12 protein-coding genes and 1 pseudogene are annotated in these 16,976 nt (G+C 36.8%); 3 read left to right on the forward strand and 10 right to left on the reverse strand.

The window, feature by feature from the left end; all coding sequences use genetic code 11:
• Positions 1-7: 7 nt before the first annotated feature.
• The 4 genes from dhaM to CP366_RS03190 form a co-directional block, all read right to left on the reverse strand.
• On the reverse strand, positions 8-379 hold the full coding sequence (dhaM, locus tag CP366_RS03175; protein WP_061204855.1) for a dihydroxyacetone kinase phosphoryl donor subunit DhaM: 372 nt from the start codon (positions 377-379) through the stop codon (positions 8-10).
• The gene (gene dhaL, locus CP366_RS03180) at positions 376-960 is read right to left on the reverse strand and encodes a dihydroxyacetone kinase subunit DhaL (protein ID WP_023488668.1); all 585 of its coding nucleotides are present in this window, start codon (positions 958-960) and stop codon (positions 376-378) included. The genes dhaM and dhaL overlap by 4 nt, the downstream gene beginning before the upstream one ends.
• A 12-nt stretch (positions 961-972) precedes the next feature.
• The gene (gene dhaK, locus CP366_RS03185; RefSeq protein ID WP_089146187.1) at positions 973-1,968 is read right to left on the reverse strand and encodes a dihydroxyacetone kinase subunit DhaK; all 996 of its coding nucleotides are present in this window, start codon (positions 1,966-1,968) and stop codon (positions 973-975) included.
• A gap of 249 nt (positions 1,969-2,217) precedes the next feature.
• Positions 2,218-6,933: a S8 family serine peptidase gene (locus CP366_RS03190; protein WP_089146186.1), complete on the reverse strand. Its 4,716-nt coding sequence runs from the start codon at positions 6,931-6,933 to the stop codon at positions 2,218-2,220.
• A 269-nt stretch (positions 6,934-7,202) separates the two neighbouring features.
• Between CP366_RS03190 and CP366_RS03195 the strand changes: the two genes are divergently transcribed.
• The 3 genes and pseudogenes from CP366_RS03195 (at position 7,203) to CP366_RS03205 (ending at position 10,406) form a co-directional block, all read left to right on the forward strand.
• Positions 7,203-8,522: a nucleotidyltransferase gene (locus CP366_RS03195; protein WP_089146185.1), complete on the forward strand. Its 1,320-nt coding sequence runs from the start codon at positions 7,203-7,205 to the stop codon at positions 8,520-8,522.
• Positions 8,515-8,883, forward strand: a complete 369-nt coding sequence (locus CP366_RS03200) for a hypothetical protein (RefSeq protein ID WP_054833006.1) — start codon at positions 8,515-8,517, stop codon at positions 8,881-8,883. The genes CP366_RS03195 and CP366_RS03200 overlap by 8 nt, the downstream gene beginning before the upstream one ends.
• Before the next feature lie 241 nt (positions 8,884-9,124).
• Positions 9,125-10,406: pseudogene (locus CP366_RS03205) on the forward strand (ISL3 family transposase).
• Positions 10,407-10,480: 74 nt separating this feature from the next.
• Here CP366_RS03205 and CP366_RS03210 read toward each other — a convergent pair.
• From CP366_RS03210 to CP366_RS03235, 6 genes are all read right to left on the reverse strand, one after another.
• Complete coding sequence (locus CP366_RS03210; RefSeq protein ID WP_089146184.1) at positions 10,481-11,470, reverse strand: hypothetical protein; 990 nt, start codon at positions 11,468-11,470, stop codon at positions 10,481-10,483.
• A 144-nt stretch (positions 11,471-11,614) separates the two neighbouring features.
• The gene (locus CP366_RS03215) at positions 11,615-12,529 is read right to left on the reverse strand and encodes an ABC transporter (RefSeq protein WP_089146183.1); all 915 of its coding nucleotides are present in this window, start codon (positions 12,527-12,529) and stop codon (positions 11,615-11,617) included.
• 289 nt (positions 12,530-12,818) lie between these two features.
• The gene (gene glnA / locus CP366_RS03220) at positions 12,819-14,156 is read right to left on the reverse strand and encodes a type I glutamate--ammonia ligase (RefSeq protein WP_005719812.1); all 1,338 of its coding nucleotides are present in this window, start codon (positions 14,154-14,156) and stop codon (positions 12,819-12,821) included.
• Positions 14,157-14,291: 135 nt separating this feature from the next.
• The gene (locus CP366_RS03225; RefSeq protein ID WP_060462017.1) at positions 14,292-15,542 is read right to left on the reverse strand and encodes an aminotransferase class V-fold PLP-dependent enzyme; all 1,251 of its coding nucleotides are present in this window, start codon (positions 15,540-15,542) and stop codon (positions 14,292-14,294) included.
• Entirely contained in the window at positions 15,535-16,455 is a 921-nt protein-coding gene (miaA, locus tag CP366_RS03230; RefSeq protein WP_013086631.1) for a tRNA (adenosine(37)-N6)-dimethylallyltransferase MiaA, read from the reverse strand. The genes CP366_RS03225 and miaA overlap by 8 nt, the downstream gene beginning before the upstream one ends.
• A gap of 78 nt (positions 16,456-16,533) precedes the next feature.
• Entirely contained in the window at positions 16,534-16,935 is a 402-nt protein-coding gene (locus tag CP366_RS03235; RefSeq protein WP_005719815.1) for a rhodanese-like domain-containing protein, read from the reverse strand.
• Positions 16,936-16,976 lie beyond the last annotated feature (41 nt).

Raw genomic sequence — 16,976 nt, forward strand, 5'->3', positions numbered from 1 at the left:
CTTTCTATTAATCTTTAACAATTAGTGGTTTAAGTTGCTTTTCAATATCGTTTAAGCCCACACCTGCTTGAATAAGTGATGCAGCTGTATAAGCTCCCTCGATAAAAGCAGCATCATAGAGATGAACCTTTTTATCAGTCATTTCCATTGCCATCTCAAGGTTCATTTTCGCACTGCCTAAGTCATAAAAAGCTAAAATTTCATCTGCAGTGTTTTCATCAAACGCTGTCATAATCTTTTCCATGCTAGTGCCAATATCATTGTCGTTTGTACCACCTGCGGCAGTAATCGGCACATCCTTTGCTACTTGATTAAGCAATTTAGGTAATCCGTTAGCAATGTCTGGTACATGAGAAACCAAAGTTATACCTAAGCTCATAGCAAGCCCTCCGTCTCAAGCATTGCTTCAAAAAGATACCCGCTTGATTGAGAACCAGGATCAATGTGTCCCTTGGACCGTTCACCTAAATATGACGCTCTACCTTTTTTAGCAATCATATCTTTAGTAGCCTCAACAGCATCTTTGATTTTTTCTTCAGTTAAATTGCCACTCTTAACCTCTGGTACTAAAGTGTTCCAGACATCTACCATGGTCTTATCGCCTGGTTTAGCGCCACCACGCATTTCAATTCCAGCTAGCGCAGCATCAAACAACTCACCAATATCATCAGTTGAGGCACTCTTCTTGGCCATTTCTAGAAAAGCCGTTCCATACAACGGGCCAGATGCACCACCAACTGTTGAAATTAACGCCATGGCAATCGTCTTAAAACCAGAAGTTAAATCAGCTGGTTTAGTAGCTAATTTTTCTTTAACTGCAGTCATCCCGCGATCCATATTAAAGCCATGATCTCCATCACCAATTGGCGTATCAAGATCACTTAAATATTGTTTATTTGTATTAACCTTGTCAGCGAACTTATTCATCCAAATAGTTAGTGTATCAGTAGTTAATGCCATTGTTTTTCCTTTCTACCAAGCAATTGTTTTAACTGGATAATTCAAATAATCTAGCCATTTATCATCCTGAATTTCAAAAAGCGTAAGTGAAATACCGGCCATATCAATTGAAGTCATATAATTACCGACCTTCATAAAACTAGGTTCAATATCAAAAGTTTCTAATTTATTTAAGACATCGTTTGAGAAAATATATTGTTCCATTAATGGAGTAGCACCCATGCCGTTAATTAAACAAGCGTATTTCTTGCTACTATCAAGATGCATTTCATCGTTCAATTTACCAATTAATTCATCAACTAATTCTTTTGAAGGCTTAATTTTTTCACGACGATAGCCCGGCTCACTATGAATGCCAACACCATACTCAATTTCATCCTCTTTCAGGATAAAGCCGGGTTTACCAACTTCTGGATTAGTTGCTGCAGAAAGAGCTACAGCAATTGTCTTGATATTTGGTAAAACCTTTTTAGCTAAAGCTTCAATCTCATCAAGACTAGCTCCCTGTTCAGCAGCTGCACCAAGAATCTTATGCATGAAGATCGTTCCAGCTACTCCACGTCTTCCCTGAGTATAAAGGCTATTTTCAACAGCAATATCGTCATCAACTACGATTGACTTAACAGGAATATTATCCATACTTGCTAAATCCTTAGCCATGTCAAAGTTCATGACATCACCTGAATAATTTTTAACAACCATGAAGACGCCTTTACCCCGGTTAACAGCTTTAATAGCTGCATATATTTGATCTGGCGTAGGTGAAGTAAAGACCTGACCGCAAACAGCTGCACTGAGCATCCCTTTACCGACAAAACCAGCATGAGTGGGTTCATGACCCGATCCGCCACCACTGATAATTCCGACTCTATCTTTCATTGATGCTTTATCTGCGCGAACAACAGCTTCAGTTCCTTCAATTTTTTCAATATATTGCGGATATGATCTAGTCATTCCATCAACCATTTCTGGCACCACATCGTGTGGATCATTAATAATTTTCTTCATCAAGTACCCTTCTTTCTTTGTTTAGATTTTTAATCTACTTTTACAGAAATCGCTTACATAAATATTATAACTAAATTCTTCTCATTAGTTTAGTTTCTCGCTTATGTGCTAATATGTTATTCTCCAAAAAATGTACTTTGAAATCGTTAAGCTTATTCGTCATAGACAGAAGAAAATTCAAAACAAACTACAAGCACAAAAATAGTCAAGCATTGCAAAATTACAATACTTGACTATTTATCTGTATTTCTAACTCACTACAGTTTTTCGTAACTTAGCTTTTTTAGTAACAGTATTAGCCACTTTTACAAATTGACCATCAGCTAATTTGTAATATAACCTACCCTTGATTACATATTTATCTGCATTGTTCAATGCACTAATCCATTGATTCTTCTTAAGTAAAACTTTCTTGCCATGCTTTTTGACAACATTACCTTTTTGATCGTAAACATAAGCATTGTGAGTCAGCTTGAGTCTCTTAGGTGCTTGAAGAACAGTATTTGCCGTTTTAACAAAAGTATTGTTGCCTACTCTATAAAACTTAACGCCATTGATAAATGTTACTTTAGCATTATCCAATGCAACGATTGTCTGTCCTTTTTTGAGCAAGCTCTTAGCATTCTCAACATCAGTCAAAACAACTTCACCATTTTGATCATAAAGATATGCATTATGCAATAATTTAAATGATTTACCTACTAAAGGATCAATTGGTTTTGTTTCAGTAACTCCATCTGTGTCACTCGTGCTAGTGTCAACTACTACATCTGTATTGTCTGTAGGTACAACATAGTTAGGATCAAAATGCACAGTTAGCTTCTTGGTGACGGTATTTCCAGCCTGATCTACTACATTAACAGTAAAGATATGAGTAGTCGGTTGATCATTATTATCGTTAAGATTTTCAACTTGCTCAAATTCATGATCGCCATATGGATTTGTAAACTCTGTATCAGTATTCAAACCTTCTAAACGATTATAACCTGAGTTTAAGAATTCACGATAAATGTTATTACCATTAACGTAGAGTCTATAACCATCCAAGTTATCATTTACCTTACCTGATAAAACAAATTTAGGATTATTAGTCCAAAGCTCAAGTTCATTACCATTAACTTGGTTGACTTCAAGAGTTGGTTTTACTGTGTCTAAGATAAGATTTAATGTACCACGAACAGTTTGACCGTCCTTCGTCCTATAAAGATAAGCAATTGGACGTTGACCAGTACTATTTGCAGTCACGGCAAAGCTAAACTTACCATTTTGATCTAGTTTAACTTGATTTGCAGGGTCATTTTCATTGGAACTATCACTCAAGACAGTTAAGCTAGTTACATTATCGTCTACATTACCAGTTACCGTAAACTTCATTGTAGTGGGATCATAGTAACCCTTTAATACTGCGTTTTGACCAAAACGAGTGGTATCATTATCATTCATATAATCAAAATGAATGTTTGGATTAGAAGCTGTTCTAGTTGTTAAATCAGATGGAGCATGTCCTGGATATGCTCCTGGACCAAATGTATCCACATTTGCTGCCTCGTCTTTTACTTCAACACCTAGCTGATTACGGTTAGTATAAACTGGACGATCAGCTGCATCTACTTCATAGTAAACACCTAGGTGATTTGAACTTGCTACGCCTCTTTGACTAGTTTCTTGCTTATCATTATAAGATGGTCCATTAACAACAGTCCAACCAGTTAATAATGCACGCCTGCCACCATTAATTGAAGTATGTACATGGAAAGTTGCTACTCCATCGTTAACTTCACCTGTATATAATTCACCTGTAAAGTAATCTTTGGCAAAAGCTTGGATATTTTCGCCTTTAGGTACAGCAGCTTGAACAACTACATCATCTTTTCGATTAGTTTCAACAGAGTTGATTGAAACACCAAAGTTACCTGCAAAAGTGTCAGTAACTTGCCAATTAAAGAATGCTTTTGGAGTTACAGTTGAGAAATTCTTTAACACATTTTTACCAGCAGCATCAGTGCTAAATACCAAGTTAGTTGAATTGACATCAACGGGAACAGAATACTGACCATTTTGAACCTGAACTAATTTACCATTCAAATAGAAATCTTGATTTGCTCCACCAATTAACGTGTAAGTCTTAGTATCATTATTGTAACTAGTAGAACTTTGATCAAATGCTAATCCATTAGTAGCATTCCAAACACTGACTGCAGGTTCATTAATATCTTTTCCTGCTACATCAACACTGTAAACTGCAGTATTATCAGCCACATCACTCAAGGCAACACTTACCTTATTTTCAGCGTTTGATAACGCAGCAACCGCATTCTTGTCCAAAGCAAAACTGAAATATCCTTTTGTCTTTTCAGCATTATCAAAAGCCGACTGGCTATCACTAAGTTTATAGCCGAAGACTTTATCGTTAACTGTAACTGTCGCATATGAATAATTAGTAAAGCCAGCCCCAGTATCTTGGTATTCACCGCTTAAAGTATTCGTGGCTTCATCATATTTCACATTAGACAATGTTGGTGCAACAGTATCAATTACTACAGGGAAATCTGCAGTTTGCACTTGATGAGGTCCTTCATTCCAAAATGTAGCTACTAATCTATAAGTATAATTACCATCTTTAGCAACTTCCATTTGACCAGTTTTACTATTATATACCTTGCCGTCCCATTCAAACGCATCAGGATTATCTCTCATTGAAACTGATAAGCTTGTATCTTTAGTTACTCCGTTTTCATCATAAGACTTATCTACACCTTGCACATCTGCAACAACTCTTACGACATTACCTTGAGCGTCAAGGACCACAGCTTTTAAATCCTTAACATTTTGTTTCAAATAAGTATATGGTTTAAGAAGATCACTCTTATTGTCGTTATTTGGTGAGAAAGCTACCTTTCCGCTTTCATACAATTTTGCAACTTCTTGCCAGTTGTAATCTCCTTCTACATTAACAAGTTGCTTTAATGATTCTTGATCAGCAACACCACGAGGATAGTTTTGCTCATTAACGAATCGATTTTCCTGGATGTCGGAGTGTGCTTCATTAGCATTTTGATCAAAAACATTTTCACTGGTTAAGTCACCATAGTAAGCTAAATATGGTACTGAAACCGTAGATTTATCATTAGTATTGGTGAATCTTAAAAACCCTTCTACTAATTGATTGTTGTTTAAGCCATTTAGATTTAAAGAATACGTAACCTGTTTAGTTTCTTTAGGAGCTAAACTAAATGAATTTTCACCATAAACACGTGCACCCGCTAATTGAACATCATGATAAACTCCAGTATTGCTATCCCTTTGTTCAGTATATCCACCACCAAAGTCATCAAAAGTATAAACTTGTTCTTGGTCCGTTAGATTATGGAAAGTTAAAGTAAATGGCGTGTTTTCTTTAACTTGATGAAGTGAGACTGAACTTGTTCCATCATCAGCAATTACATAAACTGGATTCGAAGTCGCAGCACCAACATCGATTTGTCCGGCACCCTGTCTACGTGGAGAAACAGGTGTAGTATACCCATTTTGCGTTTGAGGTTTAGCACTGTTCATTAAAAGAGCTTTAGTAGCAGCAACCAACTGCGCTCCTTTTAATTCAGGATTAGTCTTCTTTAGCCGTTGCATTACCAGTGCAGCACTTGCTGCTGCGAATGGACCAGCCATTGAGGTTCCACTCATTGTTTGGTAATTATTATTGTTGACGGTAGAAACGACTTGATACCCTGGAGCAGCCAAATCAGGTTTTAAAGTAAAGTCTTGTACCGGTCCCCAAGATGAAAATCCAGCCATGTCACTATCTTTACCAGTAGCTGAAGTCTCTGCAGCAACTGTTAATGCATTTTTAGAGGCACCAGGATTGGCCACTGTACTTGAATTAAGTGGTTCATAATTACCATCTGCACTTCCAGATTCATAACTTTCTACAGAAGTCACATTACTTGTATTATCAACTGAACCTGAATGACCATTATTTGATGCAGAAATTGAAACAAACACACCATGATCAATTGCATATTGAACAGCTTTTTGTTCAATATTAGTTAATTGCTGATCTGCAACACCTTGACCAAGGGACATTTGAATTACATCCGCACCTAAATTAGTAGCATCGTAAATAGCCTTAGCAACATCATCAGTTTTTTCATCTGAAAACTGACCGAAAACACGCAATTGCATCAATTGAGCTTCTGGAGCAACACCGACAACGTATTCTTTATTACCATCTGGTTTTCCATCAGCAGCAATGATACCTGAAACGTGTTGACCATGAGGAGAATCATTTGAGTTAGTGTCATCAGAAGTAATGTAATCATTGTCTCTATCGGCATAGTTATAAACATATGGGAACTTTTCATTTACGTACTTCCCATACCCCTGCTGTTCAATCTTTTTTTGAATATCATCCTTTGAAAGCTTAGGATTTTCAGGCATTGTTTGAAAATCCTTATGGCTTGGATCAGCTCCTGAGTCAATAACAGCTACGACAGTACCTTGACCTTTATACCCTTGGTCCCATGCAGATTGAACATTTCCTTTAACATGATCAGCCTGATTGGCCGGTGCTTGTACTTGATTATTATTTTCCGGTGTATTGTTCTGATCAGCTGTATTAGTTTCTTGATTACTTTGTTGAGATGAATTAGCCTGCACTGTAGCATTTTGTTCAGTATCATGGCTATTAGCTGTATCTCTAGCTTGCGTCTTATTCTCTGTTGTGTTTTGATTTTGTGCTGTTACCTGCACTTCAGAGTTAGCATCTGAAGTTGCAGCATTAGCAGTATTACTAGTTAATAAAACGGTAGATCCAGAAGCAAGAGCAATCATGGCAGCAGCTACCCACTTCTTGCGAACACTAATAATCGTATCGGCCTTCTTTTGTGTTTCTAAAGCTGCCAATCGATCCACTGATTTAAATAAAAACGACAGATCTTTATGATCATTTGGATTTGTTAAATTGCTCATACTTGCATCCCCTATCTAATTTTGTAAGTTTTATTAAATCTCGTTAAAGAAATTTAACAAATAATATCATCTATTTTTTAGATAAGCAATATTTATTTTATATTTTTTTAATTTTACTAAAATAACAAAAAAGCCAACAATCAACAATATCATTAAATTGTTGATTTATTGACTTTTCTAAAATGCCCACTTGTTCGCACGAACAAAAGTTTATATAATATAAATGTGCGCACGTTAGTTCGTGCAGTTTACTAAAGGCGGACGGTATTATGTATGATTTCAAGTACGAACCTCATCGTATTATTTTTATGATTGATAACAAAAGCTTTTTCGCATCATGCGAAGCCCTACGATTAGGCCTTAATCCTATGAAAGCTTGCCTAGTGGTTATTTCAAGACAGCCAGATGCTCCCTGGGGATCAGGCTTGATTATGGCTGCTTCTCCTCTAGCTAAGAAAAAATATAACCTACACAATGTCATGAGAGCTAGAAACTTACCCTCTAAAAAAGAAGCACCAGACTTAATGCTAGTTGATCCACATATGAATCTTTATATCAAACGCAGCATGCAGGTACTCGATATTTTTCGTAAATATGCAGCTGATGAAGATATTCATATGTACTCAATCGACGAAGGCATGATTGATATGACAACCTCTTGGAAACTATTTGGTAATGATCCATATAATGTTGCTCATAAAATTCAAAAAGATATTCACGATACTCTAGGGCTTTATACAACTTGTGGTATTGGTGAAAATCCCTTATTAGCTAAACTTGCCATGGACAATGAGGCTAAGCACAATAAATCTATGGTTGCCTTCTGGCATTACATCGATGTTCCAGATACGATCTGGCGTATTCCAAAATTAGAAGACGTTTGGGGCATTAATACTCGCACTGCTAATCATTTACGTAGAATTGGCATTAATAATGTCTACCAACTGGCGCACACTGATCCAGCCATTCTCAAGAAAGAATTTGGTATTATTGGTGAGCAGCTATTTGCGGAAAGCTGGGGCGTTGATCGCAGTATTATCAGTCATAAGTATCACCCAAAAACTAAAAGCTATGGCAACTCACAGGTTTTACAAAGGGACTATTCTCAGCAACGAGAAATCGAAATTGTCATTCGAGAAATCGGCGAACAAGTTGGAGCTAGAATTCGAGCACATAATTTGTGTGCAGGCAAGGTCAGTCTTTATATTGGCTTCTCCCTTTCAGAACTAGATTATGATAATGATCGTGATGGTTTTAATGTTCAAAGAAAAATCACTCCAACTAATGTTAATCATGAACTTGTACAAACTTTACTAGCTATTTTTAGAAAAAATTGGCGAGGTGAAGCTGTACGCTGTATTGGCGTTAGCTATAGCGAGCTCGTTCCCGACCACAGTATGCAGTTAAATATCCTGGAAGATCCAGAACTACAGATCAAAAGATACAAGCTTGACCATGTAGTAGACAAATTGCGTAAAAAGTACGGCTTTTCGGCAGTAGTTAAAGCATCCAGTCTATCCAAAGGTGCAACAGCTATCCAGCGTAGCAAATTAGTTGGTGGACATAATGGTGGTAATGCTTATGAATAAAAATGCATTCGACCAAAAACTAGATGAGTTCTTTCGTAATTATCAGGATTCTGGCATGAAGAAATGGTCTGGTTTCTTTTTGAGTGATCATACTGTAAAAATTAGCAAGAGCAATATTGAAAGAAATACTAATTATTTTAAAAAGTCTGAAATGACTGTCGATAAAATTAGTGAAATTCTGCTAGATTCCTTTTGTAATCATAGACTGATCTCACTTCAACTAAAAGACCTAGATGAAAATGGTAATTTATCACCTGATATTAAAGGCTTTGTGGAAGGTTATTACGATCAAGAAACAATTATTGTATCAGGATCTAAGTTGCCTTTGGAAGCAATAAATCATGTGCAAATTATTAGCTAAAATATTAGTAAACCAAAAACCAGCATAGGTTAACTTACCTACACTGGCTTTCTTAGTTGATCGATATTGCGATGTGACTTTACTACTGCATCGTAGTTAGAATTTTTGGTTCTATGATAAATCTTGTTGATAGATTTCTATGATATTCTATCAATAGGATTTTTTGCATTAAAAAAGAGGCACAAGCCTCACTGCATAATGTCCTTTGATACCACTCTTTAGAAATTAAGGTGAATTGCTTATGTCCTCTTGCAATGATTGTATTAAATTTTCTCTGAATATTAAAGACCCTTTGTTAGAATTTTTGGATATCTCAACTGGCAAATATCGTAATCGTGAAGCCAAGTTCTACCACGCTATTGTACATTTAGACCATTGCTTAAACTGCGGCTCAGATACCATCGTACATAATGGTCACCTATATTCAAATGTGCGTTATCCTGCTTTAGATGCTAGTCTACCTGGCTTTATCAGAATAGCTAAAGAAAGAATTATCTGCCGTAATTGTCAGACGAATTCGATGGCTCAAACGGAACTAGTAGATAAATACTGCTGTATTTCTAATGCCACCAAGCGTAAAATTATTGGCTCTTTAACCGAAGACTGGTTCATGAAGAGCATTGCCAGACAAACTTCAACTTCAGCCAATACCGTGCAACGCGTACTAGAGAAATATAGTCCGTCTTCCTTTGAAGATACCGACTGGCTGCCGGAATACCTGGCTTTTGATGAATTCAGAGGCGTTGACAGACAGCTGCACTTTATTGCCATTGATGGTCACACGCACAAAATAGTTAAGGTACTGCCTACCAGATTAAAAAAAGATATTATCAATTACTTTAAACGTTTCCCAATAACCGTAAGAAACAAGGTTAAGACTGTAACTATGGATCTTAATTACTATTTATGACATTATGGCTAAGGAGCTTTTTCCTAATGCTCAAGTAATCCTCGACCGTTTCCATATCGTTCAGATGCTTAACCGTTCCTTTAATTCCTGTCGCATTCAAGAAATGAAGAAGCACAAAAAAGGTTCATGGGAATACAACCTGCTTAAATATTACTGGAAACTTTATCTTAAGCCTTTTGATGACCTGGAAAAAGTTAAGCCATGCTATCAATCCAGATTAAAAGATACCCTAACTCAAGAACAAATCGTGGCTGATGGGCTTTCTTTAAACAATAAGCTTGAAAATACTTATAACCTTATGCAAGATATCAGTAAAGCTTTAAAAGATAGAGATACCAAGAAGTTACGAAACCTAATTCAAAGCAAAGATCATGTTGGCAATATGATGCACACCACTTTAAATACTTTCAAACGTAATCTACATGATATTCTCAACGCTGCTAAGTTCGATGAATCAAACGGTTGCCTTGAAGGAACCAACCGTAAGATTAAACAGATTGAACGTACTGCCTACGGTTACGCTAACTTCAATCATCTAGTAACCAGAATCAAGCTAGAAGAAAAGGATGCCATTATTAAAGAAAAAGCATCAGACTACTATTTAGCAGCCTAATGCCTTTCCCTATTATTTAATTTTTAATTGACTTTTATCAACACCATTTGACAAAGAGCCTATTTTATTCACTTTTAATACTGTAGATCGCTAAATTGCTTGTTGGAGTTTTGCTTAGCCAAGGCTTCGCTCTTCCAGTAGACAGCATTAGTTGTTCCCTTAGAGTTAGCTGAAACAATTACACTTTGACCATTTTCAGTATGCGGTGCCAAATATGTACTGCCTTGACCTGGTTCTTGACCCATATTAGTAAAACTATAGAAATTAATTCCATTAATAGTAGCTTGTTTCATATAGCCTGAACTAGTTGATGAACCTGAATTTTTAGCCTTTACATCCATGCTAAAACCAGCTTCATCATTGATCTTATTAGCAGTTACAGTCAAAGTATCGATATTGCCATTGCCAGTATCTGCAGTGTACCAAGTACCTTGCAAGCTTGATGGAATTACGGCACTAGCAGATTCCTTAGCACCAGCTGCATTGTCATTATCGCCTTCAAGTTTAACATCTAGTTTGGCATTTTTAGCCAAGCTTTGAACTAGATCAACATCATTATTTTTATTAATGTAATCAACTACATCTTGTAAAGTTACAGTACCAAGGTTTCTTTGCTTAACAAAAATAGTAATTTTCTTTTGTGCTCCATCTCCGTTTAGCATGTAACGAGCATTACTGCTTTTACCGGTACCGGAGACCTCATAAACATATCCTGAGTTATCAGAAGTAATACCTGTTGCGGCTTTGGTTCTGAACGCAACACCTAAATTACCATTTTTGGCAGCATTAACTGCAATTTCCCAAGTGTCGCCATACTTTTGTGCAGCATAGACAGAGATTGCACTAACCTGCGTCTTATAGTCCATATTCTCAGCAGATAATTTTGCTGAGTTTTGACTGTTACTTGATTCTGAGGTGCCAGTTTTTTCTGAGTTACTCTTAGAAACTTGACTTGATTTTTCTGACTGTGATTGTGAATTACTATTACCTTGTGTACTTTGGCTACATCCTGCTAAAGTTAAAGCAGCTGAAATTGCAACCAAAACAGTTAATTTACTTTTCAAAAGGAATCCCCTTTTCTTTCAATAATTCTATCTCTTTGCTTAATAGTATTATAAAAAATACGATCCGCCAACTTCTTACATGATTATTTTACAAAAATTATACTTCTTGTTCATTGCAATTATTTTAATACTTCTTTACAAATATTAATTTAAAGTCTTAAATTCTGCATTTCGGTGTTCCTTGGCTATCTTGGTGCTCTTCCAATAAGTAGCCGTATAATGACCTGTATCAACGCTATAAGTTACTACTGCCGTATTGCCATTATCTTTTTGGACAGAATAAAGTAAGCCAAAATCTTGGGCATTCAATGTTTGAACATGATAGCAATTTAATCCATTAATATTTTCGATCCGAGCTCTAGCCCACTTTTTCGTTTGATCTAAGGATTCTGCTGCTACACCAGAATTAGAAATATGATGAATTTCTTCACCATTAACAGTATGATCAGTAATTACTAACTTCTTTCCTTTATAGTTGTACCAAGTACCCCAAAGTCTCGTTGGAACTAATGCTAGGCCATCGTCACCCTTAACCCCATATTTGTCAGATGTAACTTCAGCAGCCAAAGTAGTCTTAGTTGCTAATTTTTCTACAGCTTTTACTTGATTATGTTCATTTAAATATGAAGCTATTTCAGATAAACTTGCTACACCTAAATTTTTCTTCTGATTATAAAAATATACGGTTTCACTTTTCATTGTATAAAAAGCATTATTTTCTTGACCATTGCCAGTTACTTCATAAATGTAGCCTCTACCTTTTTTTATCCAATTAAAACCAGTTCGATTTTTTACACTAATGCTCAAACGATTTTTCTTGGCATCACTATATGCAGTCTTCCATGCATCCCCATATTTCATCGATCCATAAATTGAGATTGCACTAGATTTTTCAGTATCTGACATACTCTTAACAATTAATCTTTTGGGAGTCTGTTTCTGAGTCACACCAGATTTTTCAATAGTTTGGCGATTATTAGTCTGCTTTTGCGATTGGCAAGCAGTTAAATTGATCATTGCAGCTATCAAACAAAATGCTACTAATGTCTTATTTCTCATTCCATCGACTCCAATACATTCTCATTAACACAAAAGTATCCCTAAACTAATTAGGGATACCAGTCCGGTCATTATTACAATTATATAGCAGTTTGCTCTTCTTTGAAGAGAATATTTTTTGATTTTTGGTAAAAGTTTATCCTACTAGATTTAAAAACTTATCCATAAGTTCACTTATCTAATCGTAATTAGACTAATTACGATTAGATATGCTTTGGAAAAATCTATACTTTACAAAAAAATCTCGTGGCCTCAATCACCACGAGATTTTCCAATTACTTATTTATTTTTACCAGTTCATGTAACGTTGACGTTCCCAATCTGAAACTGATTGTGAGTACTTAGACCATTCTAATTCCTTTGATTCAATGAAGCTGTGCATTAAGTGATCACCTAATGAGCTCTTAATTAAATCATCTTTCTTGAAGGCCTTAATTGCGTTGTGAAGAGTAGTTGGTAATGGCTTAATACCATGTTCTGCTCTTTCTTCTTCAGTCATTTCAAAGATGTTTTCTTCAACTGGCTTCATTGGCATCTTTTGTTCTTTAATACCATTCAAACCAGCAGTTAAACATGCAGCAAGTAACAAGTATGGGTTAGCAGTTGGATCAGCTGAACGCATTTCCAAACGAGTATTGATTTCACCAGCACTTGGAATACGTACAAGTGGTGAACGGTTCTTAGCAGCCCAAGCAATGTAAACTGGAGCTTCAAAACCTGGAATTAAACGCTTGTATGAGTTAACGGTTGGGTTACCAATTGCAGTAATGGCACGAGCATGTTCCAAAATACCATTCAAGAAGTAAAGAGCAGTATTTGAAAGGTGGAATTCGCCATCCTTGTCATAAAAGACGTTCTTGCCATTCTTAAATAATGACATGTTGTTGTGCATCCCGTTACCAGCTTGACCTTGAACAGGCTTAGCCATAAAGCTTGCAAACAAACCGTGCTTTCTAGCAATTGCACGCGTTACCATCTTAAAGGTTTGGCATCTGTCAGCAGTAGTCAAAGCATCATCGAATCTAAAGTCGATTTCTTGTTGACCATCACCTACTTCGTGGTGAGCTGCTTCAACTTCAAAGCCCATGCCCTCAAGAGTTTCAACGATTTCACGACGGCATCTTGCACCTTCATCGTCTGAAGTCATGTCAAAGTATGAAGCATGATCTGGAACTTCAGTAGTCCAATTGCCATCTTCGTCTAACTTGAAAAGATGGAATTCCATTTCAAAACCAATATCAAAAGTGTCGAATCCAGCTTCATTCATTTCACCAAGAACACGCTTCAAGTTATTTCTTGGATCACCAGCAAATGGCTTGCCATCAGTGGTGTGAACTGAACAAATCAAACGACCAATCTTACCACCGTGTTCGTCACCCCATGGCAATACTGTCCAAGTTGAGAAGTCTGGATATAAAACCATGTCACTTTCTTCAAGACGAACAAAGCCATCAATTGAAGAACCATCAAAGCGAATGTCATTAGTCAAAACTTTATCTAATTGACTCTTAGGTACTTCAACGGCCTTTTCAGTACCGTTAATATCAGTGAAGGCCAAGCGTAAAAATCTAACGTCCTTGTCTTCAACTTCTTGCTTAATTTCTTCTGCAGTATATTGTTTACTCATAGTTAATTCACCTATAAAAACAAAAAATATTAAATTGGTATGGTCCTATGATTTATTCTTATCTCCTAGAACTGTTTAATACAATAGCAGACCAATTTTAAAAAGTCAAATTGGTCTAGTGATTATTTTTAAATTTTATTTTTTGTTAAAAAAAGTATCACGAACCGCGTTAATAATAGCTACTTTGTCATGCGCATAAGTCAAGCCACCCTGCATATAAACCGCATAAGGTGGTCTAATTGGACCATCCGCTGAAAATTCAATAGTTGAACCCGAAACAAAATTACCAGCAGCCATAATAATCTTATCTTCGTAGCCCTCCATATGCACAGCTTCAGGCGTTACAAAGGAATCAATCGGTGAGTTTTTCTGTACTTCTTGCACAAATTTAACCATCTTATCAGGATCACCAAAAATAATTGTCTCAATAATATCGCTTCGCTTCTCATCCCAAGCTGGGGTAACATTCAAGCCCATTTTGGCAAACAAAGCAGCCGCAAAAATCATTCCCTTTTCAGCCATACCGGTAACATTAGGAGCCAAGAAAAAGCCTTCATAAAAGTCATGCAAATTGCCAATAGTGGCGCCCTCATCGGTGCAGCCTGGAGCAGTCAATGCAAGTTTTGCATTTTCAACCAGGTCCTTTTTACCAACAATATAACCACCGGTCTTAGCTAGACCACCACCAGCATTCTTAATCAGCGATCCTGCCATTAAGTCAGCACCATACTCAGTTGGCTCATGTTTTTCCGAAAATTCGCCATAACAATTGTCAATAAAGACAATACTCTTAGGGCTGACCCGTTTAACAAAGGCAATCATGTCCTTAATCTGATCAACTGTAAAGGTCTTTCTGGTGGAGTAGCCACGTGAACGTTGAATGGCAACGATCTTAGGCTGATCACGTTTAAGAACCTTTTCAGCCTCGTCATAATCAACTAACCCATCATCGGTTAACGGCACATATGAAAAATGCACGCCGCGCTCGACTAAAGTACCACGCTTATCATCAGTCAAGCCAATCACTTTTTGCAAAGTATCGTAAGGCTGTCCAGTTAAATAAGTTAGCGTATCGCCGTATTTCAAGTTACCTGCTAGAGCTACAAACAAGGTGTGCGTACCTGAAACAAATTGAGGCCGAACTACCGCATCTTCAGTTTGAAAAACTTGAGCATAGATCTTATCTAGCTTATCTCTTCCCATATCATCGTCGCCATAGCCATTAGCCCCATTCAAGTCAGCTTCAGCGACATCATTAGCTTGGTAAGCCGCCAAAACTTTAGCCGTATTATAAACAATTTGATCTTCAATCTCAGCCAGTTTAGGTGCGATCTGTTGATCAACTTCTTTAACAATTTTTTGTAATTTTTCTGGCAAATTATTCATTTTTCCATTCCTTGACTTTCTTCAATATCTTTTGTTCGCAACCCGGATCATCTAACGGATCAAACCAAACTACTGGTAATTTATTTCTAAAATAAGTCAATTGACGTTTAGCATAGCGGCGCGAAGCTGTCTTTAAATCTTCAATGCAATGCTCTAGCGTCTCTTGCCCTTCAAAATAAGGGAAAAATTCCTTATACGCAATTGCTTGCAAGACCTGATACTCTCGTGCTCGATTTTGATAAATAAATTTTGCTTCATCGAGCATCCCTTGCTCCATCATCTTATCAACACGCAAATTAATCCTGCGATATATCTCTTGACGGTCAGAATTCAAGCCAATAATCAAGTAATCATAACGCGGCTCGATCTGCTTTTGTTGCTCTGAAAACTTTTTGCCTGTACGCTCAATCACAGTCAATGCTCGCATAGTTCTGCGACTATTGGCTACTGGTATTTTTTCTGCCGCCTTAGGATCTTGCTCATTCAAGACCTGCCACAATTTTTCTGCGCCTTTTTCCTTGAGGTAGTTTTCCCACTTTTGCGAAACGCTACGCTCTTCTGGAGTTTTCTCGCCTAGCTGCATCTTATTCAATAAAGCATTAACATAAAAACCTGTCCCGCCTGCAATAATTGGTAACTTACCTTTTTGGCTAATCTCTTCAATCGCTTTTGTTGCTTGATCCACAAAATCTTTAACTGAATACTCGTCAAAAACGGATTGCGTATCAACTAAGTAGTGTTTCACTTGCGCCTGTTCCTCTGCAGTTGCCTTTGCAGTTCCCACTGCCACTTCTTGGTAAACCTGCATGGAATCGCCAGAAATAATCTCGCCGTTCAACCTTTTAGCTAAATCAATCGCCAAGTTTGTCTTACCGATAGCTGTTGGTCCTACAATCGCTAGTACCTTTTTCATCCCCATCACCTTTCTTAATTTTGATACAAAAAAAGAGCGCATTAGAGTTACCCCCCTCCAAATGCGTCTTCTTTTCATTTAATATTTTGACTTCTTAGTTCTACCATCCCAAGCTTCAAAGCCATCTTTAAGCCAATGGATAGAAACAAAACCCTTTTTCTTTAAAAAACGGGCAGCTCTCAAAGTAATGGTCTTTGAATCTGAGTAAAGATAAACTGGCAAGTCGCTTCTAAGCTCAGTATATTGATACTTAAGCATGGTATATGGCAAGTTGCGAGCGCCATCAATATGCTTGCGTTTAAACGGTTCTTTTTCACGCAGATCAATAATTTGTGCCTTACGCATGCCTTCTTTAAATTCTTCATTAGTCAATTCGCCACCGATTGATTTAGCTTGAATTTTATTCCAAGCCCAGATACCAACCATGACTAAAATAATGACTAATAAAACTAAATCTAAGACAATTAAAAAACTCGACATAAACTAAATCTGCCCTTTCATAAAAAACTTACATCTATTAT

Origin of the sequence: Lactobacillus sp. UMNPBX15, from assembly GCF_002553785.1 — a bacterium.
Taxonomy (GTDB): Bacteria; Bacillota; Bacilli; order Lactobacillales; family Lactobacillaceae; genus Lactobacillus; species Lactobacillus crispatus.